20 protein-coding genes and 1 other RNA gene are annotated in these 20,020 nt (G+C 35.7%); 19 read left to right on the forward strand and 2 right to left on the reverse strand.

What is annotated here, in order from left to right:
• Positions 1-17 precede the first annotated feature (17 nt).
• The 15 genes from rplF (at position 18) to lon (ending at position 12,905) form a co-directional block, all read left to right on the forward strand.
• Positions 18-575 carry a 50S ribosomal protein L6 gene (gene rplF, locus NPA10_RS01000; RefSeq protein ID WP_256547683.1) on the forward strand — a complete coding sequence of 186 codons (558 nt, stop codon included), beginning with the start codon at positions 18-20 and terminating at the stop codon, positions 573-575.
• A 14-nt stretch (positions 576-589) separates the two neighbouring features.
• A complete protein-coding gene (gene rplR / locus NPA10_RS01005; RefSeq protein ID WP_256547684.1) occupies positions 590-946 on the forward strand; it encodes a 50S ribosomal protein L18 in 357 nt (118 codons plus the stop codon).
• A gap of 29 nt (positions 947-975) precedes the next feature.
• A complete protein-coding gene (gene rpsE, locus NPA10_RS04400) occupies positions 976-1,722 on the forward strand; it encodes a 30S ribosomal protein S5 (RefSeq protein WP_256547685.1) in 747 nt (248 codons plus the stop codon).
• Between the two features lie 23 nt (positions 1,723-1,745).
• Positions 1,746-2,198, forward strand: a complete 453-nt coding sequence (gene rplO / locus NPA10_RS01015) for a 50S ribosomal protein L15 (protein ID WP_256547686.1) — start codon at positions 1,746-1,748, stop codon at positions 2,196-2,198.
• A gap of 169 nt (positions 2,199-2,367) precedes the next feature.
• Positions 2,368-3,858, forward strand: coding sequence for a preprotein translocase subunit SecY (gene secY, locus NPA10_RS01020; protein WP_256547687.1), 1,491 nt, complete (start codon positions 2,368-2,370; stop codon positions 3,856-3,858).
• A gap of 321 nt (positions 3,859-4,179) precedes the next feature.
• A complete protein-coding gene (locus NPA10_RS01025; protein WP_256547688.1) occupies positions 4,180-4,833 on the forward strand; it encodes an adenylate kinase family protein in 654 nt (217 codons plus the stop codon).
• Between the two features lie 116 nt (positions 4,834-4,949).
• A complete protein-coding gene (map, locus tag NPA10_RS01030; protein WP_256547689.1) occupies positions 4,950-5,744 on the forward strand; it encodes a type I methionyl aminopeptidase in 795 nt (264 codons plus the stop codon).
• A 73-nt stretch (positions 5,745-5,817) separates the two neighbouring features.
• Positions 5,818-6,042 carry a translation initiation factor IF-1 gene (gene infA, locus NPA10_RS01035; RefSeq protein ID WP_307291516.1) on the forward strand — a complete coding sequence of 75 codons (225 nt, stop codon included), beginning with the start codon at positions 5,818-5,820 and terminating at the stop codon, positions 6,040-6,042.
• 166 nt (positions 6,043-6,208) lie between these two features.
• Positions 6,209-6,322: a 50S ribosomal protein L36 gene (gene rpmJ / locus NPA10_RS01040; RefSeq protein ID WP_256547690.1), complete on the forward strand. Its 114-nt coding sequence runs from the start codon at positions 6,209-6,211 to the stop codon at positions 6,320-6,322.
• A 111-nt stretch (positions 6,323-6,433) separates the two neighbouring features.
• Positions 6,434-6,892 carry a 30S ribosomal protein S13 gene (locus tag NPA10_RS01045; RefSeq protein ID WP_256547691.1) on the forward strand — a complete coding sequence of 153 codons (459 nt, stop codon included), beginning with the start codon at positions 6,434-6,436 and terminating at the stop codon, positions 6,890-6,892.
• A gap of 21 nt (positions 6,893-6,913) precedes the next feature.
• The gene (gene rpsK, locus NPA10_RS01050; protein WP_256547692.1) at positions 6,914-7,285 is read left to right on the forward strand and encodes a 30S ribosomal protein S11; all 372 of its coding nucleotides are present in this window, start codon (positions 6,914-6,916) and stop codon (positions 7,283-7,285) included.
• Between the two features lie 130 nt (positions 7,286-7,415).
• Positions 7,416-8,405, forward strand: coding sequence for a DNA-directed RNA polymerase subunit alpha (locus tag NPA10_RS01055; protein WP_256547693.1), 990 nt, complete (start codon positions 7,416-7,418; stop codon positions 8,403-8,405).
• Positions 8,406-8,475: 70 nt separating this feature from the next.
• Positions 8,476-8,835, forward strand: a complete 360-nt coding sequence (gene rplQ / locus NPA10_RS01060) for a 50S ribosomal protein L17 (protein ID WP_256547694.1) — start codon at positions 8,476-8,478, stop codon at positions 8,833-8,835.
• Between the two features lie 221 nt (positions 8,836-9,056).
• Entirely contained in the window at positions 9,057-9,950 is an 894-nt protein-coding gene (locus tag NPA10_RS01065; protein WP_256547695.1) for a phosphotransferase family protein, read from the forward strand.
• Between the two features lie 453 nt (positions 9,951-10,403).
• Positions 10,404-12,905: an endopeptidase La gene (gene lon, locus NPA10_RS01070; RefSeq protein ID WP_256547696.1), complete on the forward strand. Its 2,502-nt coding sequence runs from the start codon at positions 10,404-10,406 to the stop codon at positions 12,903-12,905.
• A gap of 168 nt (positions 12,906-13,073) precedes the next feature.
• On the opposite strand, the gene rnpB is transcribed toward lon, so the two are convergent.
• Positions 13,074-13,477: RNase P RNA component class B (rnpB, locus tag NPA10_RS01075), an RNA gene on the reverse strand.
• Positions 13,478-13,597: 120 nt separating this feature from the next.
• A complete protein-coding gene (locus tag NPA10_RS01080; RefSeq protein ID WP_256547697.1) occupies positions 13,598-14,128 on the reverse strand; it encodes a hypothetical protein in 531 nt (176 codons plus the stop codon).
• A gap of 467 nt (positions 14,129-14,595) precedes the next feature.
• Here NPA10_RS01080 and dnaK point away from each other — a divergent pair, with 467 nt between their 5' ends.
• The 4 genes from dnaK (at position 14,596) to NPA10_RS01100 (ending at position 19,993) form a co-directional block, all read left to right on the forward strand.
• The gene (gene dnaK / locus NPA10_RS01085) at positions 14,596-16,455 is read left to right on the forward strand and encodes a molecular chaperone DnaK (RefSeq protein WP_265745515.1); all 1,860 of its coding nucleotides are present in this window, start codon (positions 14,596-14,598) and stop codon (positions 16,453-16,455) included.
• Positions 16,436-16,738 (forward strand): co-chaperone GroES family protein, encoded by a 303-nt coding sequence (locus NPA10_RS01090; RefSeq protein WP_256547699.1) that lies wholly within the window; start codon positions 16,436-16,438, stop codon positions 16,736-16,738. Before dnaK ends, NPA10_RS01090 begins: the two co-directional genes overlap by 20 nt.
• A gap of 282 nt (positions 16,739-17,020) precedes the next feature.
• Positions 17,021-18,877, forward strand: coding sequence for an oligoendopeptidase F (pepF, locus tag NPA10_RS01095; protein WP_256547700.1), 1,857 nt, complete (start codon positions 17,021-17,023; stop codon positions 18,875-18,877).
• A gap of 303 nt (positions 18,878-19,180) precedes the next feature.
• Entirely contained in the window at positions 19,181-19,993 is an 813-nt protein-coding gene (locus NPA10_RS01100; RefSeq protein WP_256547701.1) for a hypothetical protein, read from the forward strand.
• Positions 19,994-20,020 lie beyond the last annotated feature (27 nt).

The following is a 20,020-nucleotide window of genomic DNA, read 5'->3' on the forward strand; positions in this document are numbered from 1 at the left end:
AAAGGAACGAACAAATTATGTCAAGAATTGGAAACCGCATTTTAGCAGTTCCCGGGAACATTAAAGTTTTATTAGATCGCAACTTAATTACGGTCACTAACGGCACTGACCAAGTGGTGATGAAATATAACGAACACCTGGTAAAAATCCATTTAACCGACAGTACTGTCAGCACGGCTAAAGCAAATTCTTCCAAAGAATCCCGCATGCAATATGGAACAATTAACGCTTTAATCAAAAACGCAATCGAAGGCTTAAGCACCGGATTTAGCAAAACCTTAAAAATGACTGGGGTCGGATATAAAGCCGCTTTAGTTGGGGATAAGTTGGTGTTAACCTTAGGGTTCTCCCATCCGATTGAAATTGTGATTCCAGCTGCGATTAAAGTCGAATTAGTTTCACCAACCGAATTAAAAATTAGTTCATTCCACAAGGAATTATTGGGTGAGTTTGCGGCCAATATTCGGAAATGACGCAAACCTGAACCATATAAAGGTAAAGGAATTGCTTATGCTGATGAACAGATTTTACGGAAAGTTGGTAAAACTTCTGAAGGTGGAAAAGGGAAAAAATAGGATAAGAGCTGATCATGAAAAACATTAACTTAAACCGCCGCCAAAAAAGTTTGTTACGCCACAAACGGATTTTAAAAGCCGTACGTCGGAGTAATGAACATTTACGCGCCCGCATTACCAAAACCAACGGACACATTTATGTCCAACTAATTGATGACCAAGCAAACAAAGTGTTATTTGCGGCGTCTTCATTACAACTAAAATTAGCTAATGGCAACAAAACCAATGCCACCAAAGTTGCTTTAGATTTTGCAAATAAACTAAAAGCCCACAATATTAGTCAAATTAGTTTTGATCGGGGTGGTTCAAAATACCACGGCCGAATTGCAGTGATTGCTGAAACTTTACGCGAAAACGGCATCAAAGTTTAAACCTAAATTGTTGAAAACGGAATTAAAAAATGAATACTGATAATTTAAAACCATCCAATCCAACCCCAGAACAAACCGAATCCCACCAAACCGATTCCCAATCAGTTGTTAAATCTAATCCAGCTGATGCTAAAGCAGCTGCAGTGGCTGCAGTTACCAAAAGTATTGGTGATGCAATTAAACCAGCACCCCGCTCTAGTAACAGTCGTCCTGGAACTGGTTCTGAAGCTCGTAAACCCCGCAACCCGGATAACCGTCGCAACAGCGATCGTAAACTAGGGGGAGCAACTTTTAAACCAAAACAAGAATTTGAAGAAAAATTAGTGGCTTGAAAACGGGTTTCTAAAACGACTAAGGGGGGGCGTCAAGGCCGGATTTGAACTTTAGTTGTTGTTGGTAACAAAAAGGGTTCCATCGGCTATGGCATCGGCAAAGCCGAGGAGTTTCCTGATGCAATGAAAAAAGCGGTTAAAAATGCGTTGAAAAATGTGGTAAAAGTGAAAATTAATGCTAATGGCACGGTTTATCACGAAAACATTGGAAAACACTGTGCTTCCCGAGTTTTAATTAAACCAGCCAAAATTGGAATTGGAATCATTGCGGGGGGACCAATTAAAACCGTTTTAGAACTAGCAGGATACACTGATATTTATTCTAAAAATTTAGGTTCATCTTCTTCTATGAACATGGTGCAAGCAACAATTAAAGCGTTGCTAAAACAACACACCCCAGCTGAAATTGCAAAATTACGCGATAAACGCATTGAAGAATTATAGAAACGAAAGGCGATTATTTGCTCATGTTGAATCAACTAAAATCCCATCCTAAAGCTCGTAACCACCGCTCTAAACGGGTTGGTCGGGGCTTTGGGAGTGGTATTGGGGGCCGAAGTACCCGCGGAACTAAAGGGCAGTTAGCCCGTAAATCAGGGAACGTGCGTCTAGGTTTTGAAGGGGGACAAACCCCATTGTACATTCGGGTTGGTAAAATTGGGTTTAACAACCATAATTTTGCAACTGCGGTTAGTGTGATCAATTTATTTCAATTATCTTTTTTTCCTGAAGAAACTGAATTTGATTTACAAAAACTAATTGAACTACGGTTAGTGCACCCGCGAAAAACCCAACGAATTAAAGTAATTGGGAACCACCAATTAACCCGACCAATTAACATTTCTGCCCATGCTTTTTCTAAAGGGGCTGAAGCCGTGATTAAAGCCGCTGGGGGCAAAATCCATTTATTAAAACCCTAACGGGGTTAATGCACCAAAAACTTGTGGGTTTTGGTGCTTTTTTCATTCAGCTTTGTTGTTTGCCATCACAAGTTTGTGGTGGCAAATTTGTCACTCAAAAGCCTGAAGTTTAGGATAAAATTAGAACATCTTAGTCAGCATTAGCTGATGTTTGAAGTTAGGTTGTATTGTGAATCTGAAACCAGTTACTAAATCAAAACAAACTTCCAATTGGGCTAAAATTTTCAAAAATAAAGAGGTGTTGATTGCGATTGCATCAACGGTTTTATTATTGAGTTTATTCCAGTTTGGTGCTCATATTACTGCTCCATCACTTCGATTAAAAAACTTTGGTGATAATGGACCCGGGATTGTGGGCTTATTAAACCTTTTAGGGGGAGGTGGATTGAACCGTGTGAGTATTTTCGCGGTTGGTATCTCCCCTTATATTACCGCCCAAATTATCATTCAAATGTTATCAACCGATATCATTAAACCCCTAGCCGAACTGAAAAAATCGGGGGAACGGGGCCGGAAAAAACTAGAATTATACACCCGGCTAGTCACTTTGCCGTTTGCGGTGGCCACAGCTTATGGGGCTTTAGTTTTGGTTTCTAATGCGAATCTTTCGGATTTTATTGTTGATAACCGCATTGTGACCAGTTTAGCCCAAGTTCCAGCCAACCAACAAGTGTTATTAGTTATCTTGTTAGTTTCAGGAACTTATGTTGCCCTATTTTTAAGTGACATTATTTCTAAAAAAGGGGTTGGGAACGGACCAACTTTAATTATTATGTCTGGAATTGTTTCTTCAATTCCCCAAAACATGACTTCGGCCTTCGGTTTTTTCCGGTTACGTTCAGCTGGAGATAATGCGGCTTTTGTGGCGATTGCCACTTTTGTGGTTTATTTATTTTTCTATTTTGTCTTATTGTTCATCATTACTTTTATTAATGGGGCAATTCGCAAAATTCCGGTGCAACAAACCGGACAAGGTTTGATCAAAAACGTGGAAGATTTACCGTTTTTACCGATCAAAATTATTCCGGCTGGGGTGATTCCAGTTATTTTTGCGGGTTCATTACTAGCTATTCCAGGAACTGCAGCCGAGTTTGTTCGGACTTCAGACCCTGGAGGATACCAGTTTATTCAAACTTATTTAACCCTGAACTCTCCGGTGGGTTTGACCATTTATGGGTTATTAATTCTTGCCTTTTCATTTTTTTATTCTCACATTCAAGTTAATGCGGAGGAATTGACCGAAAACTTTGAAAAATCAGGACGGTTTATTCCCGGAATTAGTATTGGTCAGGCAACGTTTAATCACATCCGGCAAATTGTTAACCGAGTTAACTGGTTGGGCGGACCATTTTTAGCCGTCGTAGCTGTTTTACCAAATGTGATTACGATTACAACGGGATTACCCGCTAATGCAGCTTTAGGGGGGACAGGAGTAATTATTTTGGTTTCTGGTTCGATCCAGTTTTGGGATGCGATCAAATCAACTTCAACCTCAGTTTACTACCGAACCCAAAAACAAATCTTACAACAACAAGTGATCAGTAATTCTGATGTTTTATTGGATGAAGCTTTAAACTTAGAACCAGGTGCTAAACCCCGTGATTATTTATACGGTCAACAATTAGATCGGGATCAGAGTGATGAATGACACTTGTGGTAAGGCCTAGTTTTGAAATTAAGTTTTTTAATATTTAATCATTGTTAAAAATGGTTTCACTACACTGAAGCAGCGCTTGAATTGTTAGTAGAGTTTAAAATCTTCATGTTAACTGAATCATTGAACTATCCCCAATTTAATCGAACAACAAGCATCAATTTGGGTTATTAAACCCAGAAATTTCAGTATCATCAATTTGTAACTAGGGATGGAAATTAGGTACAAATATCGTTGATGTCATTTCTTTTTACAGCAAAAAAATCGGGTTCAGCCCGATTTTATCTTGTCTTTTTAATCATTTCAAACTATTAACAGCATGTTTTTATGAAATTTATTTTACTTTTAGGTGCACCTGGAGCTGGGAAGGGTTCGATTGCGGAATATTTAGCGCAAACTTACCGGTTCGTTCATTTATCAACGGGCCATATTTTTCGGTCTTTAGGTTCATCAACCAAACCAATTGCCCAAAAAATCCGGGCAATTACTTCTGAGGGCAAACTAGTACCTGATGATTTAACAAACGATTTAATTTTTGAAACCCTAACTAATTTAGCGCAAGAACATCCGGAACAAACTGTCATTTTAGATGGTTATCCCCGCACAATTTCCCAAGCTGAATTCTTTAATAAACACTTTTTGTTTGATCATGTTTTATTGTTAGAGGTTTCTGAAGCAGAGATTTTATTCCGCTTAAACAACCGGTTAGTTTGCACCCAGGGGGATCATACTTATCACAAAGTTAATAAACCACCCCACCAACCTGGGATTTGTGATGTTGATCAAACCCTTTTATACCAACGCAAAGATGATCAGGCTGATGTCATCTTGCACCGGCTTGAAGTTTATCAACAACAAACCACACCTTTAATCGAGTTATACGAACAGTTGGGATTATTAACCCGCATTGATGCTGGAGGTAGTTTAGCTTCAACCGAAACTGCGGTCATAAGCATTTTAGGTTTATCCCAAAAAAAATAATTTTCCCCCGGTTTTGTGATACAATCAACGTGTATTTTTTGTATTTTGTAAAAAAATACAGTAAAATGCGCCCAAAATTAACGCTAAAATTCGGTGTTATGACAAACTAAAACCACATGATTTATTTGAAGAACCAAGAGCAAATTGCTGGCATTAAAGCTGCAGTGGGATTGTGAAAAACCACCATTACAGCTTTAAAAAAGTTAATTGTTCCTAACAATACCCCCCTGGATTTAGCTAAAGCTGCTGAGCAAATTGTTCGCGCAGCAGGGGGGAAATTGGTTTTTCAAGGTTATCACGGGTTTCCCGGGGCGTTGTGCGTGTCGGTTAATGAGGTGGGCATTCACGGCATTCCCGATAATACGAAATTTAAACCAACAGATAAAGTTGGCGTCGATCTTGGAATTAGCCTTAATGGGTATATTTGTGATGCGGGGTTCAGTCAAATTGTTGATCCCGCAACCAATCCCGAATACCAGCAGCTAGCTGAACACACTTACCAAGCTCTAATGGCAGGGATAAGTGCGGCTAAAGCTGGTAATTACACGGGTGATATCACAACTGCAATCAGCCAATATGTGGCTGAAAATTGTCCCCAATACCAAATTCTGAATGATTTTTGTGGGCACGGATGTGGGATTCATTTACATGAGGATCCATCAGTGCTTAATAAGGGCTTGCGCCCAAAAACTGGTACCCAATTGGTAAGTGGTATGGTGCTTTGCATTGAACCAATTCTTACCGATCAAGCTGATGGGTCGTATACGATTGATCAGAAGGATAAATGATCAGTGCGGGTGAAACCGCGCGCGAAAGTTTGTCACTGAGAACATATGGTACTGATTTTAGATAACCAAACTGAAGTTTTAACAGCATTCGATGCTGAAGAAACTGGAGGTGAGGTTGATTAATTGTTAATAAGCTGGTAAACAACCAGATCAAGTTAAGGAATTTAAGAAAGCACAAAGATTAAAGGTAACCGGTTTGAACGAGCGGAACGACAAAATTAAACTTCGTGGTACGGTCAAAGAGATTTTGCCCGGTGGAGCTTATTTAGTAATTTTAGAAAATGAAGTTAAAATTACTTGTCGAGTTTCAGGAAAAATGCGACAAAATAAAATCCACATTTTACCTGGTGATGGAGTTGATGTGGAAATGTCATTATACGATCTAACTAAAGGCCGGATTGTTTATCGTTATTTCAATTAGATGCAACAATCAAGCTTATCTTCCGAATTTTTTTAAAGCAACAGAGTTAGACTTGCTTGCAATTAACCATGATGACCAGGTTTGGACTGGAACAATCATGCTGGCAACAATTGGTAACTAAGCTGCTTTAAAATTTCAGCAAATAGAAAAAAGAGGTTCAGCAATCATGAAAGTTCGCGCGTCTGTAAAACCAATCTGTAAAGATTGTAAGATTATCAAGCGCAAAAAACGCGTGTGCGTGATTTGTAAAACGCCAAAACATAAACAACGCCAAGGTTAATGGGGTAAAAAAAGCAACAGAAGTTAGCTAACAACTTTAACTAAATTGCTTGAAACAATCATTTACCATTTTTATTTTATTAATAAATCATTTGAAAGGAACACTTGCCGCATGGCTCGACTTTTAGGGGTTGATATCCCCAATAACAAGCGCCTAGTAGTATCTCTAACTTACATTTTAGGAGTTGGTCCAACTGCTGCGCGTAAAATTATTCAAAAAACGATTACTGGTCATACCAAACCAGTAACAACTTTATCAACTGCAGAAAAAACTGCAATTGCTGCTTTAGAAAACACCCGAGTGAAAGACTTAGACAAAGAAGTTTTTGCCCAAGTTCGTAAAGTTATCGGGGATTTGCAGACAACTAAAGACGAATTCGCTTTGTTATTAGAAGGGGATTTACGGAAAGAAGTTAGTCTAAATATCAAAAACAAGATGGAAATTGGGTCTTATGAAGGGATCCGTCACCGTCGGGGTTTACCAGTACGGGGGCAACGCACCCGCACTAACGCGCGAACCCGTAAAGGACCACGTAAAACTGTGGCCAACAAAAAAATGGAAAGTAAGTAATCAAGTAGGAATTAAATTATCATGGCTAAAAAGAAAAAAAAGAAGCTGTCTAATCCGAACGGATTTGCTTATATTCACTCTACAGCTAACAACACCATTATCACTTTAACTGATGAAGGTGGCAACGCCATTGTTTGGGGTTCAGCCGGCACCATTGGTTATAAAGGTACTAAAAAAGCAACCCCTTATGCAGCGGGACTAGTCGCTGAAAAAGTTGGTAAGGATGCTTATGCAATGGGATTAAAATCCATTGGGGTTAAAGTTAATGGAACTGGTGGGGGTCGAGAAGTAGCGATTCGGGCGTTAAAAAACGTTGGTTTTACCATTCACGAAATTGCTGATGTTACCCCACTACCGCATAATGGTTGTCGTCCTCCTAAACGACCACGCTAGATTTTAATTGTCGTTTTCATGAACACCGGGCAAGAATTGGTTGATCCAATCGAAATAACCACACGAATTGTGGTTTTTTGCCTTACAATTTCCAAATAAGATTTACTTAATTAATAGAAAGATTTCGCACATGCAAAAATTTTCAAAATACCGCATTGAACCGATTATCGAAGCAACTAATCCCAATTTAGGAACGTTTGTTTTTGATGCGCTAGAGCAAGGGTTTGGCACCACTTTAGGTAATGCTTTACGACGAGTTTTATTAAGCTCAATTCATGGTGCTAGTGTTTTTGCAATTAAAATTCCCGGAATCACCCACGAATATACCACAATTAAAGGTGTGGTTCAGGACTTGACTCATATTATTTGAAACATCAAAAAATTAACAATTAAAGTCAACGAACGAATTGTTGATTTAGATGAGTTATCTAAATTAGAAATCGAAAAATGACCAACCCTAAAAATTAATAAAAAGGGAAAAGGGATCGTTTATGCACGAGATATTATCTGCCCAGTCGGTTTTGAAATTTTAAACGGTGATTTAGAAATTTGTGAAATTGCAGATAACACCAATTTTGTGATGGATTTATACATTACTGTTGACCGCGGTTATCGTTCTTTTCACGAAAACCGGGAACTAATTAGCAGTATTAACATCATTGCCATTGATTCCAGTTTTTCACCAATCTTACGGGTGGCTTATAAAGTTACTGAACAAAAAACGACTAAATGAGGGGTGACTGAACGTCTAGAAATCAAAATTGCAACTGATGGTTCGATTAGCGCTTCTAATGCTTTATCTTTAGCCGCGCGAATTCTTTCTTCTCATTTAGAACCAATCGTTTCGATCAACCACGAAATTTCCCAATTAGAAATTATTCGCAAAGAAGAAGATCAGTACAAAAAAGCAGTTTTATCAACCCCAATTGATGAACTAGAACTAACTATGCGTTCATTTAACTCACTAAAACGCAACGGAATTCACACCATTCAAGAATTGATTGATCGTCCTAAATCCAGTATTGAACAAATTCGGAACTTAGGTAAAAAATCTTTAAAAGAGATTATGCGTAAACTTGCTGATCGCAACCTAACTTTTAACGAGGAACCAAGCAATTAAATTCACATCACCCTGAACAACTTGTTTGTTGTTTATTTTTAATTACTTCTAATGATTGAAGGAGTCATGTATGTCATATATCAATAAAAAAGGTAAGACTTCAGCTGTCAACAAGATGATCAGCCGTCAACAAGTTTCTGATGTTTTATCTTACAACCAAATTATTACCACCCACACTCGGGCGAAGCAAACCCAAATTTATTTGGAAAAACTAATTACTTTAGCACGTAAAAATAATTTAGAAGCCCGTCGTAAAGTTGCGGGGTTCTTACTAAAAACTAAAAAACACGAAAAAGACGAATTACTACGGGTTTTATTTGACGAAATTGCACCCCGCTATGCGACTCGTAACGGCGGCTATTCCCGGGTTTTAAAATTAGGCAAACGGGCTGGTGATAGTGCAGAACAATCTGTACTGCAACTAGTTTAATTGATTCATTCGTTTTTAGTTGCTGCAAAGATCAAACAATTTCAGTTGAAAACCAACTGAAATTGTTTTTATTTTAACTTGTCTTGAATCCTTCTTGGCGGACTTTTCAATGATTGGTTATTAACGAATCAACCTAACTCCAGAATTGGGAAGGGTTAATAGTATATAATTAAACAAGGACGTTGTTGCTTGAACCAACACGACAATGAAAATAAAGGAACATGATGATGGCTTTAGCTGCTACTCCAGATTTGACGAAATTGCAATATAAAGTCACTGGCTTAATTACCCGTTGGTTTCAAATTAATGAATCTGAAATTCATGACTTTGAATTTCTGGCAACAAGTGAGCGTAGTCTGGTTTTTCAGTTTCGAATTCAAGAACAGCAGCAACAATATTGTCTGCGGTGAAACTTGACCAAAACTAAAACTAATTGATTAAACGAATACTATTATTTAACAGCTGCGGGTTTAAATGCGGACTATGCTTATTTCGATGTGGAAACCGGAAATTACATCAAAAAGAAATGACCTGGTGAACCGATTCAATTAAGCATGATGACCCCTGAATTATGGGAACAGTTACTACAAACTTTAGCCCAATTTCAAAACCAAGAACTAGTTCAAAAACACCAGTTCAACTACACGCCATATAATTTGTATTTGAATCACAACACCCAATTAGACAGTGAAGACTTGGAATTATTTGTTCAAATTGGCGAACTAAACAAAACCCTACCCGTTGTTTTAGCCCATAATAGCTTGGATTTAGCCAACATTTTATACGATCCAGCAACAGGCATGCGGTTCATTGATTTTGAATGAGTGGGTTTAAATAATCCTTATTTTGATTTAGCACATTTGATCTTCAGTAGTGAATTAGATGCCCAAATGGTGCCAGCTTTATGTGCCAAATTTAACGAATACAGCTTTTATAAACTGAATGTAGAATTATTATGACTCTTTGTTTATTTTGCAGCTTCACTAGGTTATCAGTGAGCCAATCATTATGAAATGTTACATGGTCCAGGTTCAATGCTGGATTATAAAATTAAAAGCTACCGGGCAATGCAGAATTTGAAAAAAGAACATAAATTCCAGCGGTATTTGAAATAAACGAATTTTTATCAACAACTTTTTAACTCATGAGGTATATCAACTTTTCGGCTAAAACGGCAATCTTGGGCGAATAATTAAAAAAATTATTCGCCTTTTTGTGTTAATTTAGTTAATAACTAAAGGGAACGAACCATGCGGTTAGTTTCAAGTGGGTTCTTAGTTGGTTTAATGCAAATTTTACAACTATTTAACTACTACTTTAATCACTTTAAACATTCATTACTGACGCGGTTTTTGACTGGATTCTTTGGTCTTTTACCCAAAAACAAGGAAAAAAAATTAGTTAAAAGCGCTCTTTTGGTGTAAAATTTAGGAATTATTAGCAAACTAAGGTTTAGATTGCTAATAATTGCCCAAAGTTTCATGTGATTTATCACCCCTTCGATTTGGTTGTGTCAAACCATTTTTGAAAGATGAAGATTTAAGAACAAAATAAGGTTAATTGTGAAGATGAATAATAAAACTAAAACCTCCTCTCCCCTACCTGTTCTAATTTCCCGTAACGCAGTTGTTTTTCCGGGCGGATTAGAACGAATCGAGTTGGGACGAGCTATTTCAATCGAAGCTGCGTACTGATCACAACAAGAGCATGAGGATCAAATTTTGATCGTTTGCCAAAAAACATACGATGATGATGAACCAACCCCAAAACATTTATACCAAATGGGTACGTTATGTAAAATCATCAAACGCGAACCAGATGTCGATAACTCAATGGTCATTTATGTTGAAGGAGTTTGTCGGGCTAAACTGGAAGAAATGTATCTGAAAACATGGGAAGAAAAAAATCAGATTGATTGAAAATTCTCTCCTAAAGGCGGAGTGATTTTTAATTCCGATTCATTCTGATTGGCTAAATATAAACCAATTAAGCCCCGTCGTAATGGTTCGGTCAGTGATATTCAGTTTTTAATTAGTGAATTATTACGCAATCTAGAAGAAATTTTTGGTGATGATGATTTTAATTTACGTCAAGTTTTAGATTTCGCAGATCAACACCCTGACAAAGTTTCTCAAATTGTGGATCTGTGTGCTCAAGTGTGACCGATTCCTTTTGATGATGTGGTATTACACAAACAACAATGACTTGAAACCGTTGATGTAAAAAAACGGATTGAATTAATTTTACGCAGTAACGAAATTTCTAATCAAACTAAAAATAAAATTGATGAATCAATTTCCCGGAAAGTTCATAACAACATTAGTAAGCAACAAAAAGAATTTTACTTACGCGAACGAATTAAAGTCATCAAAGAAGAATTGGGTGAAAATCCTAATAAAGATGAAGAAATTAGCGCCATTCGCGAACGTTTAAAACGAGAACCGTTCCCCCCAAGTGTGAAACAAAAGGTTTTATCCGAATTAAACAAACTTGATTTCACTGCTTCTTTTTCTAACGAAGCCATCATTTCTCGGAACTACATTGATTGAGTGATGTCATTACCATGATGAGAAATGTCTAAAGAAGAAGTCACCTTTGAAGAAGTAAGTCAAGTTTTAAATAAAAACCACTATGGTTTAGAAAAACCAAAAGACCGCATTCTGGATTTCTTATCCGTTCAGCGTCGTAAAGGGTCTAAATCTGGTGCAACCATCATTTGTTTGGTGGGACCACCTGGGGTCGGAAAAACTTCATTAGTGATTTCAATTGCTCAAGCTTTAAAGCGCAAATTTGTCAAAATTTCGCTTGGTGGGATCTCGGATGAATCTGAAATTCGGGGTCACCGAAAAACCTATATTGGGTCAATGCCCGGACGAATTCTTAAAGGCATGAAAAAAGCCGGAGTTAAAAACCCGGTCTTCTTACTGGATGAAATTGACAAGCTAACTTCAAACCACCGCGGTGATCCATCTGGGGCCTTATTAGAGGTTTTAGATCCGGCTCAAAATAAAAACTTCTCTGATAACTACATTGAAGAAGATTATGATCTATCCCAAGTTATGTTCATTGCTACAGCTAACTATGAAGAAAATATTCCTGATGCCTTGTATGATCGGATGGAAGTGATTCATTTAACTTCATACACTGAAAAAGAAAAACTAGAAATTGCTAAAACCCACTTAATTGAAGAAATTCTGAAAGAAAATAACATTAAAAAATCCGATCTAAAATTCACGGATGAAGCAATTAATTACATTATTGCTCGTTACACTCGCGAAGCTGGGGTGCGAAACTTAAAACGATTGCTATCAACCATTGCTCGCAAACTAGTTCGCGCTCAAGAATTAGATCCTAAATTCAAAGAAGTAATTAATATTCCTGAAGTTCAAAAATATCTGAAAAAAGAGATTTATGAATACAATACCAAAGACACTGATGTTGCTCCAGGTATTGTTAATGGCATGGCTTATACCGAATTTGGTGGTGATTTATTACCAATTGAAGTTACTTATTACAAGGGAACTGGCAAAATTAATATCACCGGAAACCTAAAGCAAGTGATGCAAGAATCTGTTACAGTGGCTTTAAGTCATGTGAAATCAAATGCCAAAACTTATGGTGTAGACAAAATTAATTTCGAAGAAATTGATTTAAACATTCACGTGCCTTCTGGCGCGGTTCCTAAAGATGGTCCTTCTGCAGGAATTGCTTTAACTTCAGCAATTATTTCTGCTTTAACTAAAATTCCGGTTGATTCCAGCATTTCCATGACGGGAGAAATTACTTTGCAAGGTAAAGTTTTAATCATCGGTGGAGTTAAAGAAAAAGTTATTTCTGCAGTCCGGGGCGGAGTAAATAAAATCTTTTTACCAAAAGATGATGAACGCTACTTAGATGATGTGCCCGCAGAAATTTTAGCTAAAACCAAAATTGTTTTAGTGAAACACTACTTAGATGTCTTCAAAGATGTGTTTGGCAAAAACCGAATGAAATCAAGTGCTAATAAACCAGCTGCGATGACTTCTAAAACTAACATGGAATCTAAAACAACCACTTCAACTAGCAATTAAAATTATTATCAACTAAAAAAACCAACCCGTTTTTAACGGGTTGGTTTTTGTTTGTCAATAAAACAATGATTTATCGATTATGAATGTAACAATTCGAGCTAATGAAACTAGGTTAAAATAACAAAACCAACCTATTATGTTATTAGGTTGGTTTTGTTATGAAATCATTCAATAAGCCATGTTCTGTAGTTACATAATGAATTGAAGTAACTTGTTAATCATTAATCTAACCGAAATTAAATCTACTGTTTCATTCGAAATAATTTCTGATTTTATCTATTGATTGTTAATTCTCGCTAGATAATTCCCTTACCAAAATTTAGGTTTCTCACTTGCAGAGTTTACCGCGTTTCACCCGTATATTTCTATACGACTCGTCTCTGTGGCACTTTGGTTAAAATTAAACCATGGCAAAACTGCTGTAGGTCAAATTGTATGGTCGTCACGAATTGCTTCGCGCCCAGGTTTATTGTTTATTTCCTGGTGCAATCACTACTAGCATCTCAGCATAGTGTGAGCATGGACTTTCCTCTAATTGGTTTTAATATACCAACCAGCGATTAACTTGAATAAATGACAGTTTAATTATACCATTTTTCAAGTTGTTACAAATGGTGAAAAATCCAAAAAAGAAAGCCCCCTGTTGTTTTTTTGACAAACAGGGGGATTAATTTTCAGGGAAAAGTGAATAGTTAAGCCGCTAATTTTTGATTGATGGATTCTTCTAATTCTTTTAATAAAGTTTTTTTCGCAGTTGTTTTATCAGGTTTGTGAATGATTGTGGAACGGAATTTGATTAAGAATTTTTGAGCGAAAATAAATCCAATTAAAGGCAAAAACAAAGCAGTGACACCGATGTTAAGAACTGAACTATTTTTATATTTGGATCCTAAATAGATGACCACAGCATTAAAGATGAAATTAAAGCTAGCAAAAAGAATTGATAAAACATAAAAACTTAAAACTAGCTGTCAATAAGTACCACCACCTAAAGGACTAGCAAAAAAAGCAGCAAAGCCGTTGTTGTGAATGAATTCATAACCAAAACTAAAATCAACTGCACCTTCAGCATTTGGGGCTAAAACTTGATAATTAGTGGGAATCATTAACCCAAATTGGTAATAAAAAACAACAATTATTAAGATTGAAACAAAAATAAAAGTTAGTAAATTAACAATTGAACTTAAATGAATTCATTTTTTAAGTAATGAATTAAGTTTCATAAGTCTCCATAAAACAAATAATTAAACTCAAAATAGTTTAGTTCATAATGAAATTTATCACTAACAAGCACAATGATAACTTATTAGTGATAAATTAGGTTCTGGGTTGTTAACAAAAAATCAACAGTTGATTCAATTATAAAGTAAAAAGGGCTTCTACCCCGATATTTCTTTAGCGAACCCACAACCCCAATTAGATGTAATCAGACAATAAAAATGGGTGCTTTTATTCTGTTACAACTGTAAAACACTGCTTTAAAACCCTGTTTTTTCAGGCCTTGGACTTAATTTTAATGATTTTTTACAAAATTTTAGAAAAAACTGAAAAAAAATTAGCAATTAAACCAAAAGAGTGCTAAAATTAGCAGTAACCATGCTTCACTGCTAAAATTTCTTGGCATTTGAAGTGGTTATTATTTGTAACATATAGATGCAAATAAAATTAAGAGGAAATTTAAAGGATACGCATTAATATGAATCGAAATTTAATTATTGGGATTGACTTAGGAACAACTAACTCTTGTGTAGCGGTAATGGAGGGGGATAAACCCATCGTTTTAGAAAACCCTGAAGGAAAACGAACTACTCCTTCAGTTGTTGCATTTAAAGGAAAAGAAGTAATTGTTGGTGATGCAGCAAAACGCCAAATGATTACTAATAAAGATACCATCCACTCCATTAAGCGTTTAATGGGAACTGATAAAAAAGTAACAATTGATGGCAAACAATATACTGCTGAAGAAATTTCTGCTAAAGTTTTAAGTTACATTAAAACTTATGCTGAAAAAAAATTGGGACATACAGTTACTAAAGCGGTTATTACTGTTCCGGCTTATTTTAATGACGCTCAACGAAATGCCACTAAAAACGCTGGTAAAATCGCGGGATTAGAAGTTGAACGAATTATTAACGAACCAACCGCAGCAGCCTTAGCTTATGGATTAGAAAAAGCTAATCAAGAACAAAAAATTCTGGTTTATGACTTAGGGGGTGGGACTTTTGATGTTTCTATCCTAGACATGGCACAAGGAACTTTTGAAGTTTTATCAACTTCAGGAGACAATAATTTGGGTGGAGATGATTGAGATCAAAAAATTATTGACTGATTGCTAACTGAAATTCGCAACGAACACAACATTGATTTATCTAAAGATAAAATGGTGTTACAACGGTTAAAAGACGGGGCTGAAAAAGCCAAAATTGATTTGTCTAGTTTAAATTCTGTGCAAATCTTATTACCATTCTTATCCATGGTTAATGGACAGCCATTAAACGTGGAAAAAACTTTAACTAAAACCCACTTTGAAAATCTAACCAAAGATTTATTAGACCGCACCATTAAACCATTAGAAGATGCGATTACTGAAGCAAAAATTAATAAATCCGAATTAGACCAAATTTTATTGGTGGGTGGCTCTACCCGAATGCCAGCTGTGCAAGCTTTAGTTGAAAAAATTACTGGTAAAAAACCAAATCTATCCATTAACCCAGATGAAGTGGTAGCTTTAGGAGCAGCAGTACAAGCGGGGGTTTTAAGTGGTTCTGTAAAAGACATCTTATTATTAGATGTGACTCCATTAACTTTAGGTATTGAAACCCAAGGCGGAGTTGCTACACCATTAATTAAACGTAATACCACCATTCCGGTTTCTAAATCTCAAATTTTCTCTACTGCAGTTGATAATCAACCAGCAGTTGATGTGCACGTGGTGCAAGGTGAACGCCCAATGGCTAACCAAAACAAATCATTAGGGAACTTTAATCTAAGCGGAATTGATCCCGCACCTCGGGGAATGCCGCAAATTGAAATTACTTTCTCCATCGATGCCAACGGAATTTTAAATGTTACTGCTAAAGACAAAAAAACTGGTAAAGAACAATCTATTACCATTACTGATTCATCTGGATTAAAAGAAGATGACATTAACCGGATGATTAAAGAAGCTGAAGAGCACGCTGAAGAAGATCGCAAAATTAAAGAAAAAGCCGAAATTAAAAACGAAGCCGAAACTTGAATTAGCATTTTAGAAAAACAACTTGAATCTGAAGATGCTCAAAAATTATCTGAAGAGCAAAAAGCTGAAGCTAAAAAACAAGTTGATGAGATGAAAGAATTGTTAAAAGCAGAAAAATATGACGAACTAAAAACCAAAATGGACGTCTTAAAAAAAGCTAGTGAAGCAATGGCACAACAATTCAACCAAGCCCGCACTCCTGAAGATATTCCTGAATCTGAACCAGACATTAGTCAAGCAGAAGTTGTTGAAGAAGTGACTGAGGAAGTAAAAGAAGAAAAATCCAAATCTAATGGAAAATCTAAAAAATAAAACAAATTTAGAAATTCATCCAACCGATAAAAACATTCTTTTACAAATTTTAGATACTGAACAATTTTTTCAAACTAAACTGATTTTACATAAAGATCAGAACCAGCAAATTCAAATGGGCAAAATTATTGCAACTGGTCCAGGGTTAGATTTAACAAAAAAAGGTTTAACCAAAAATACAGTAGTGATGATTAAAGCTTTTGCTGGGGTCAGTTTCCAAAAAGATGATCAGAGCTGAAAAATTATTAATCACGAAGATATTATTGCAATTGTGCACCAATAAAATCTGGTTTAGTTCAGAATTCAATTAAGAATTCAACTGAGATTAATAACTTAATAAGATTAACTCCCAAACCATTGTGGTTTGGGAGTTTTTTATTGGGGTTTTGTTACTTAAACCTGTTTTTGAATCCTGTAGGGTACCTAAAATGCAAATTTATGTTCTAAAAACGCTTAAAAATTCAAAATTCAGGTCCGGTTTTCCTGAAAAAAACAGAATTTCTAAAATTATGTTTAGAATTATTAGTAAATGTAGTGTATTTAAATGTAAAAAGGAAGTTTTATTTTGAAAAAGAAGAATGATAAATATAGTTGAGATCTAGAAGATCTTCTTGATAATAAGCCATATGAAGTCCTAGAAAAAGACTACTTACGCGAAAACAAAAAATTAGTGAAATTATACGAAGCTGATCCCTTCAAAGCTCTAGCTGATTTTCGGGCTTTTATTAAACAATATGAAAAAGTAAATTTATTAGGTAACCGAATTTGGAACTATTTATCTAATACTTATAATGTGGATTTATCTAATTTGGAAATTAAGGGATTAATGGACGGATTACAATTTAAGTTAATGCCTTATTCTAAAGCCTTGTCCAATTTATCTAATACCATTATTAAAAACAAATCCAAAATTCAGAAGTACTTACAAGAAAAAGATCTAGCTGAATATACTTACATGTATAACCGGATTTTTCAGGGAGCACCCCACAATTTAAGTCCAGAAATCGAACAATATATTAGTAATTTTGAACCATTATCTGGTTCTTATTACAATGTGTTCAGCGGGCTAGTTGACCGTGATTTTGTTTTTGAAGATGCTGTGGATTCTCGAAAACGCAGACACAAACTTAATAACCGGGCTGATTTAATTCGTTATTTAAAAGAACCAGACCGTAAGTTGCGTCAATCTGCTTATTTAAGTTGACAAAAAACCATCTTCCAATACCGCGAAACTTTAGCAACTACTTTAGGTTATTTCTATAATGATGCTAACATTTCAGCTAAAACCCGAAACTTTGAAGGGTATGTAGCTGCAACCGCATTTGATGATGAAATTGATCCAAGTTTCATTCAACACGTTTATACTGAAGTGGAAAAATATGGTTGAATGTCCCGAAAGTACCGTACAACTTTTAACCGAATTTTAAAAGCTAAATATAAATTATCAAAAGTAGAACCTTGAGACCGGATGATGAGCTTGGGTAGTTCTAAAGACAAATACACTATTGAAGATGCCCAAAAAATGGCTCGCGAAGCTTTAGCTGTTTTGGGAAAAGAATATTTAGCTAATTTAGATCGGGCTTTTAAAGAACGCTGAATTGATTGAAAACCTAATCCCAACAAACGCGGTGGGGCTTATTGTATTGGGGGTACTAAAGGGCTACGTAAAATTTATATGTTATTAAACTACAACGAAAAATTAGATGATGTAAGCACTTTAGTTCACGAAATGGGTCATGCTTTACACGCGTGTGAATATAGCAAACACCAACGTGTATACGCAAGCAATAAAATCTTTTATGCTGAAATTGCTTCAACTGCAAATGAAGTATTATTATCTTATTACCTACTGAAAAAATTTGCAAATCAACCCCAGAAAAAACTTGAAATTTATGAGGAATTACTTAGTACCTTCTTTGGGACTACTTCCCGACAAATTATCTTTTCTGAATTCGAATGAAAAGCTAATGAGTTAATTAATTCTGGTCAACCATTCAATTCCCAAATTGCTATGGATTTGTATGATCAAGCAACTAAAAAATACAGCCCTCCAGTTAATGATCGCAAAGAAACTGAAGAAGACAAACAAGCTTTAGCCAATATTCTAACTGTGCCCCATTTTTACAGTGGAGTTTTCTATGTTTACAAATATTCCATTGGTGAAGTTGCTGCGGTTTTAACTGCGGATAAAATGTTTAATGGAACCCAAAAAGACATTGATCAGTATTTCCAATTTTTACGCGCTGGTTCTTCTTTAAAACCATTAGAAATTATTAAACTATTAGGAATTGATTTAACCAAATCTGATCCATGAGTGGCTGCTGGAAAAATTGTGGATGGTTGATTAAACGAATTTGTGAAATTAGCAAATGAAGTTTATCTGAAAAAACCCCAACGTCGACCACGTAAACAAGCCCAATAATTCGGGCTTAATTCATTCCAACTAATTTATGCTATTTTTGATTTTTTAGATTAAAATTAGTAAGCATATTGTGTCGTTTTGATCCCTCATGTTGAAGCTAGTAAAACACTAGTAAACAAATTTTCGTCTAGAGTCCAAACAGGAGTTTAACTAGTTGGAAGCAAACTAAAATTAGTTAATTTTTTGCACAAAATCATAGTATAAAAGAAATGATAATTAGTTCAGTTGATAACGAATTAATTATTAATTTTTTTGTTTGAGCGCCAGCTTTAATTTATAAAAAATAATTGGTTAATTCTTCAAATGAATCTTTTCAAAGCTAATGGCAAAAAAACCGGAGTTTCTGCGGCTGTCAAGCAAAATTTCACCAAAGACCAAGTGGATTTAGTCAAAGATGTGATTACCAAGTCCGATCAGGTAGTGGTGGATATTTTTCATTTCATGAACAAAACTTTAGATGCACCATCTAAACAAGAAATCGTTGTTTACCGGAAAGCAATCTTAAATTTGCTGAACCAAAAAAACGATGAAAAATTTAAATACATCTACGATATTGCCTCTAAAAGTGTTTACCAACAAAAAGAAGAAGAGGAACGAATTCAACTGGAACTAAAAAATGATGTGGTTATGAGCCCCAACATTTTTATGTTGTCCTGAAGTGAAATTACTAAAAACATTCAAAATAGCTTTTTGGACAGTAATGATTTAACCCCTGAATCATTGAAAAATGCCTTCTTAGAAGAACACCGCCGCTTGGCTGAACTACGGGCAAAAATTAATAAAATGATTCAATTAGGTTTTGATGTTGCTAACCCTAATGAATTAGAAATTCAAGAACGCACTTTTTTAAAATTAACTGATTTAGTTAATATTTTCTTATCTGAAAATTTCCAAGATGTTGGGGCAATGGTTCAAGAAATTGAAGTTTTTGAAAAACGCTACAATTTGGACAAAGAAGAAACTGGTTCAGTGTTTTTAGATGCGAACTACAAAACTATTACTAACTTAACCAAACCCAAATTCCCTGGTGATGCTGCGAATAAATCATATGTTGATGATCGCATTGATGAACTCAGTCGTCAAGTGGCATCGTTGTCTGCTAATGCTAAGAAATAAGCCTGTTAGAAAACAGATAATTAGTTA

Origin of the sequence: Mycoplasmoides fastidiosum, from assembly GCF_024498275.1 — a bacterium.
In the GTDB taxonomy this organism is placed as follows: domain Bacteria; phylum Bacillota_I; class Bacilli_A; order Mycoplasmatales; family Mycoplasmoidaceae; genus Mycoplasma_N; species Mycoplasma_N fastidiosum.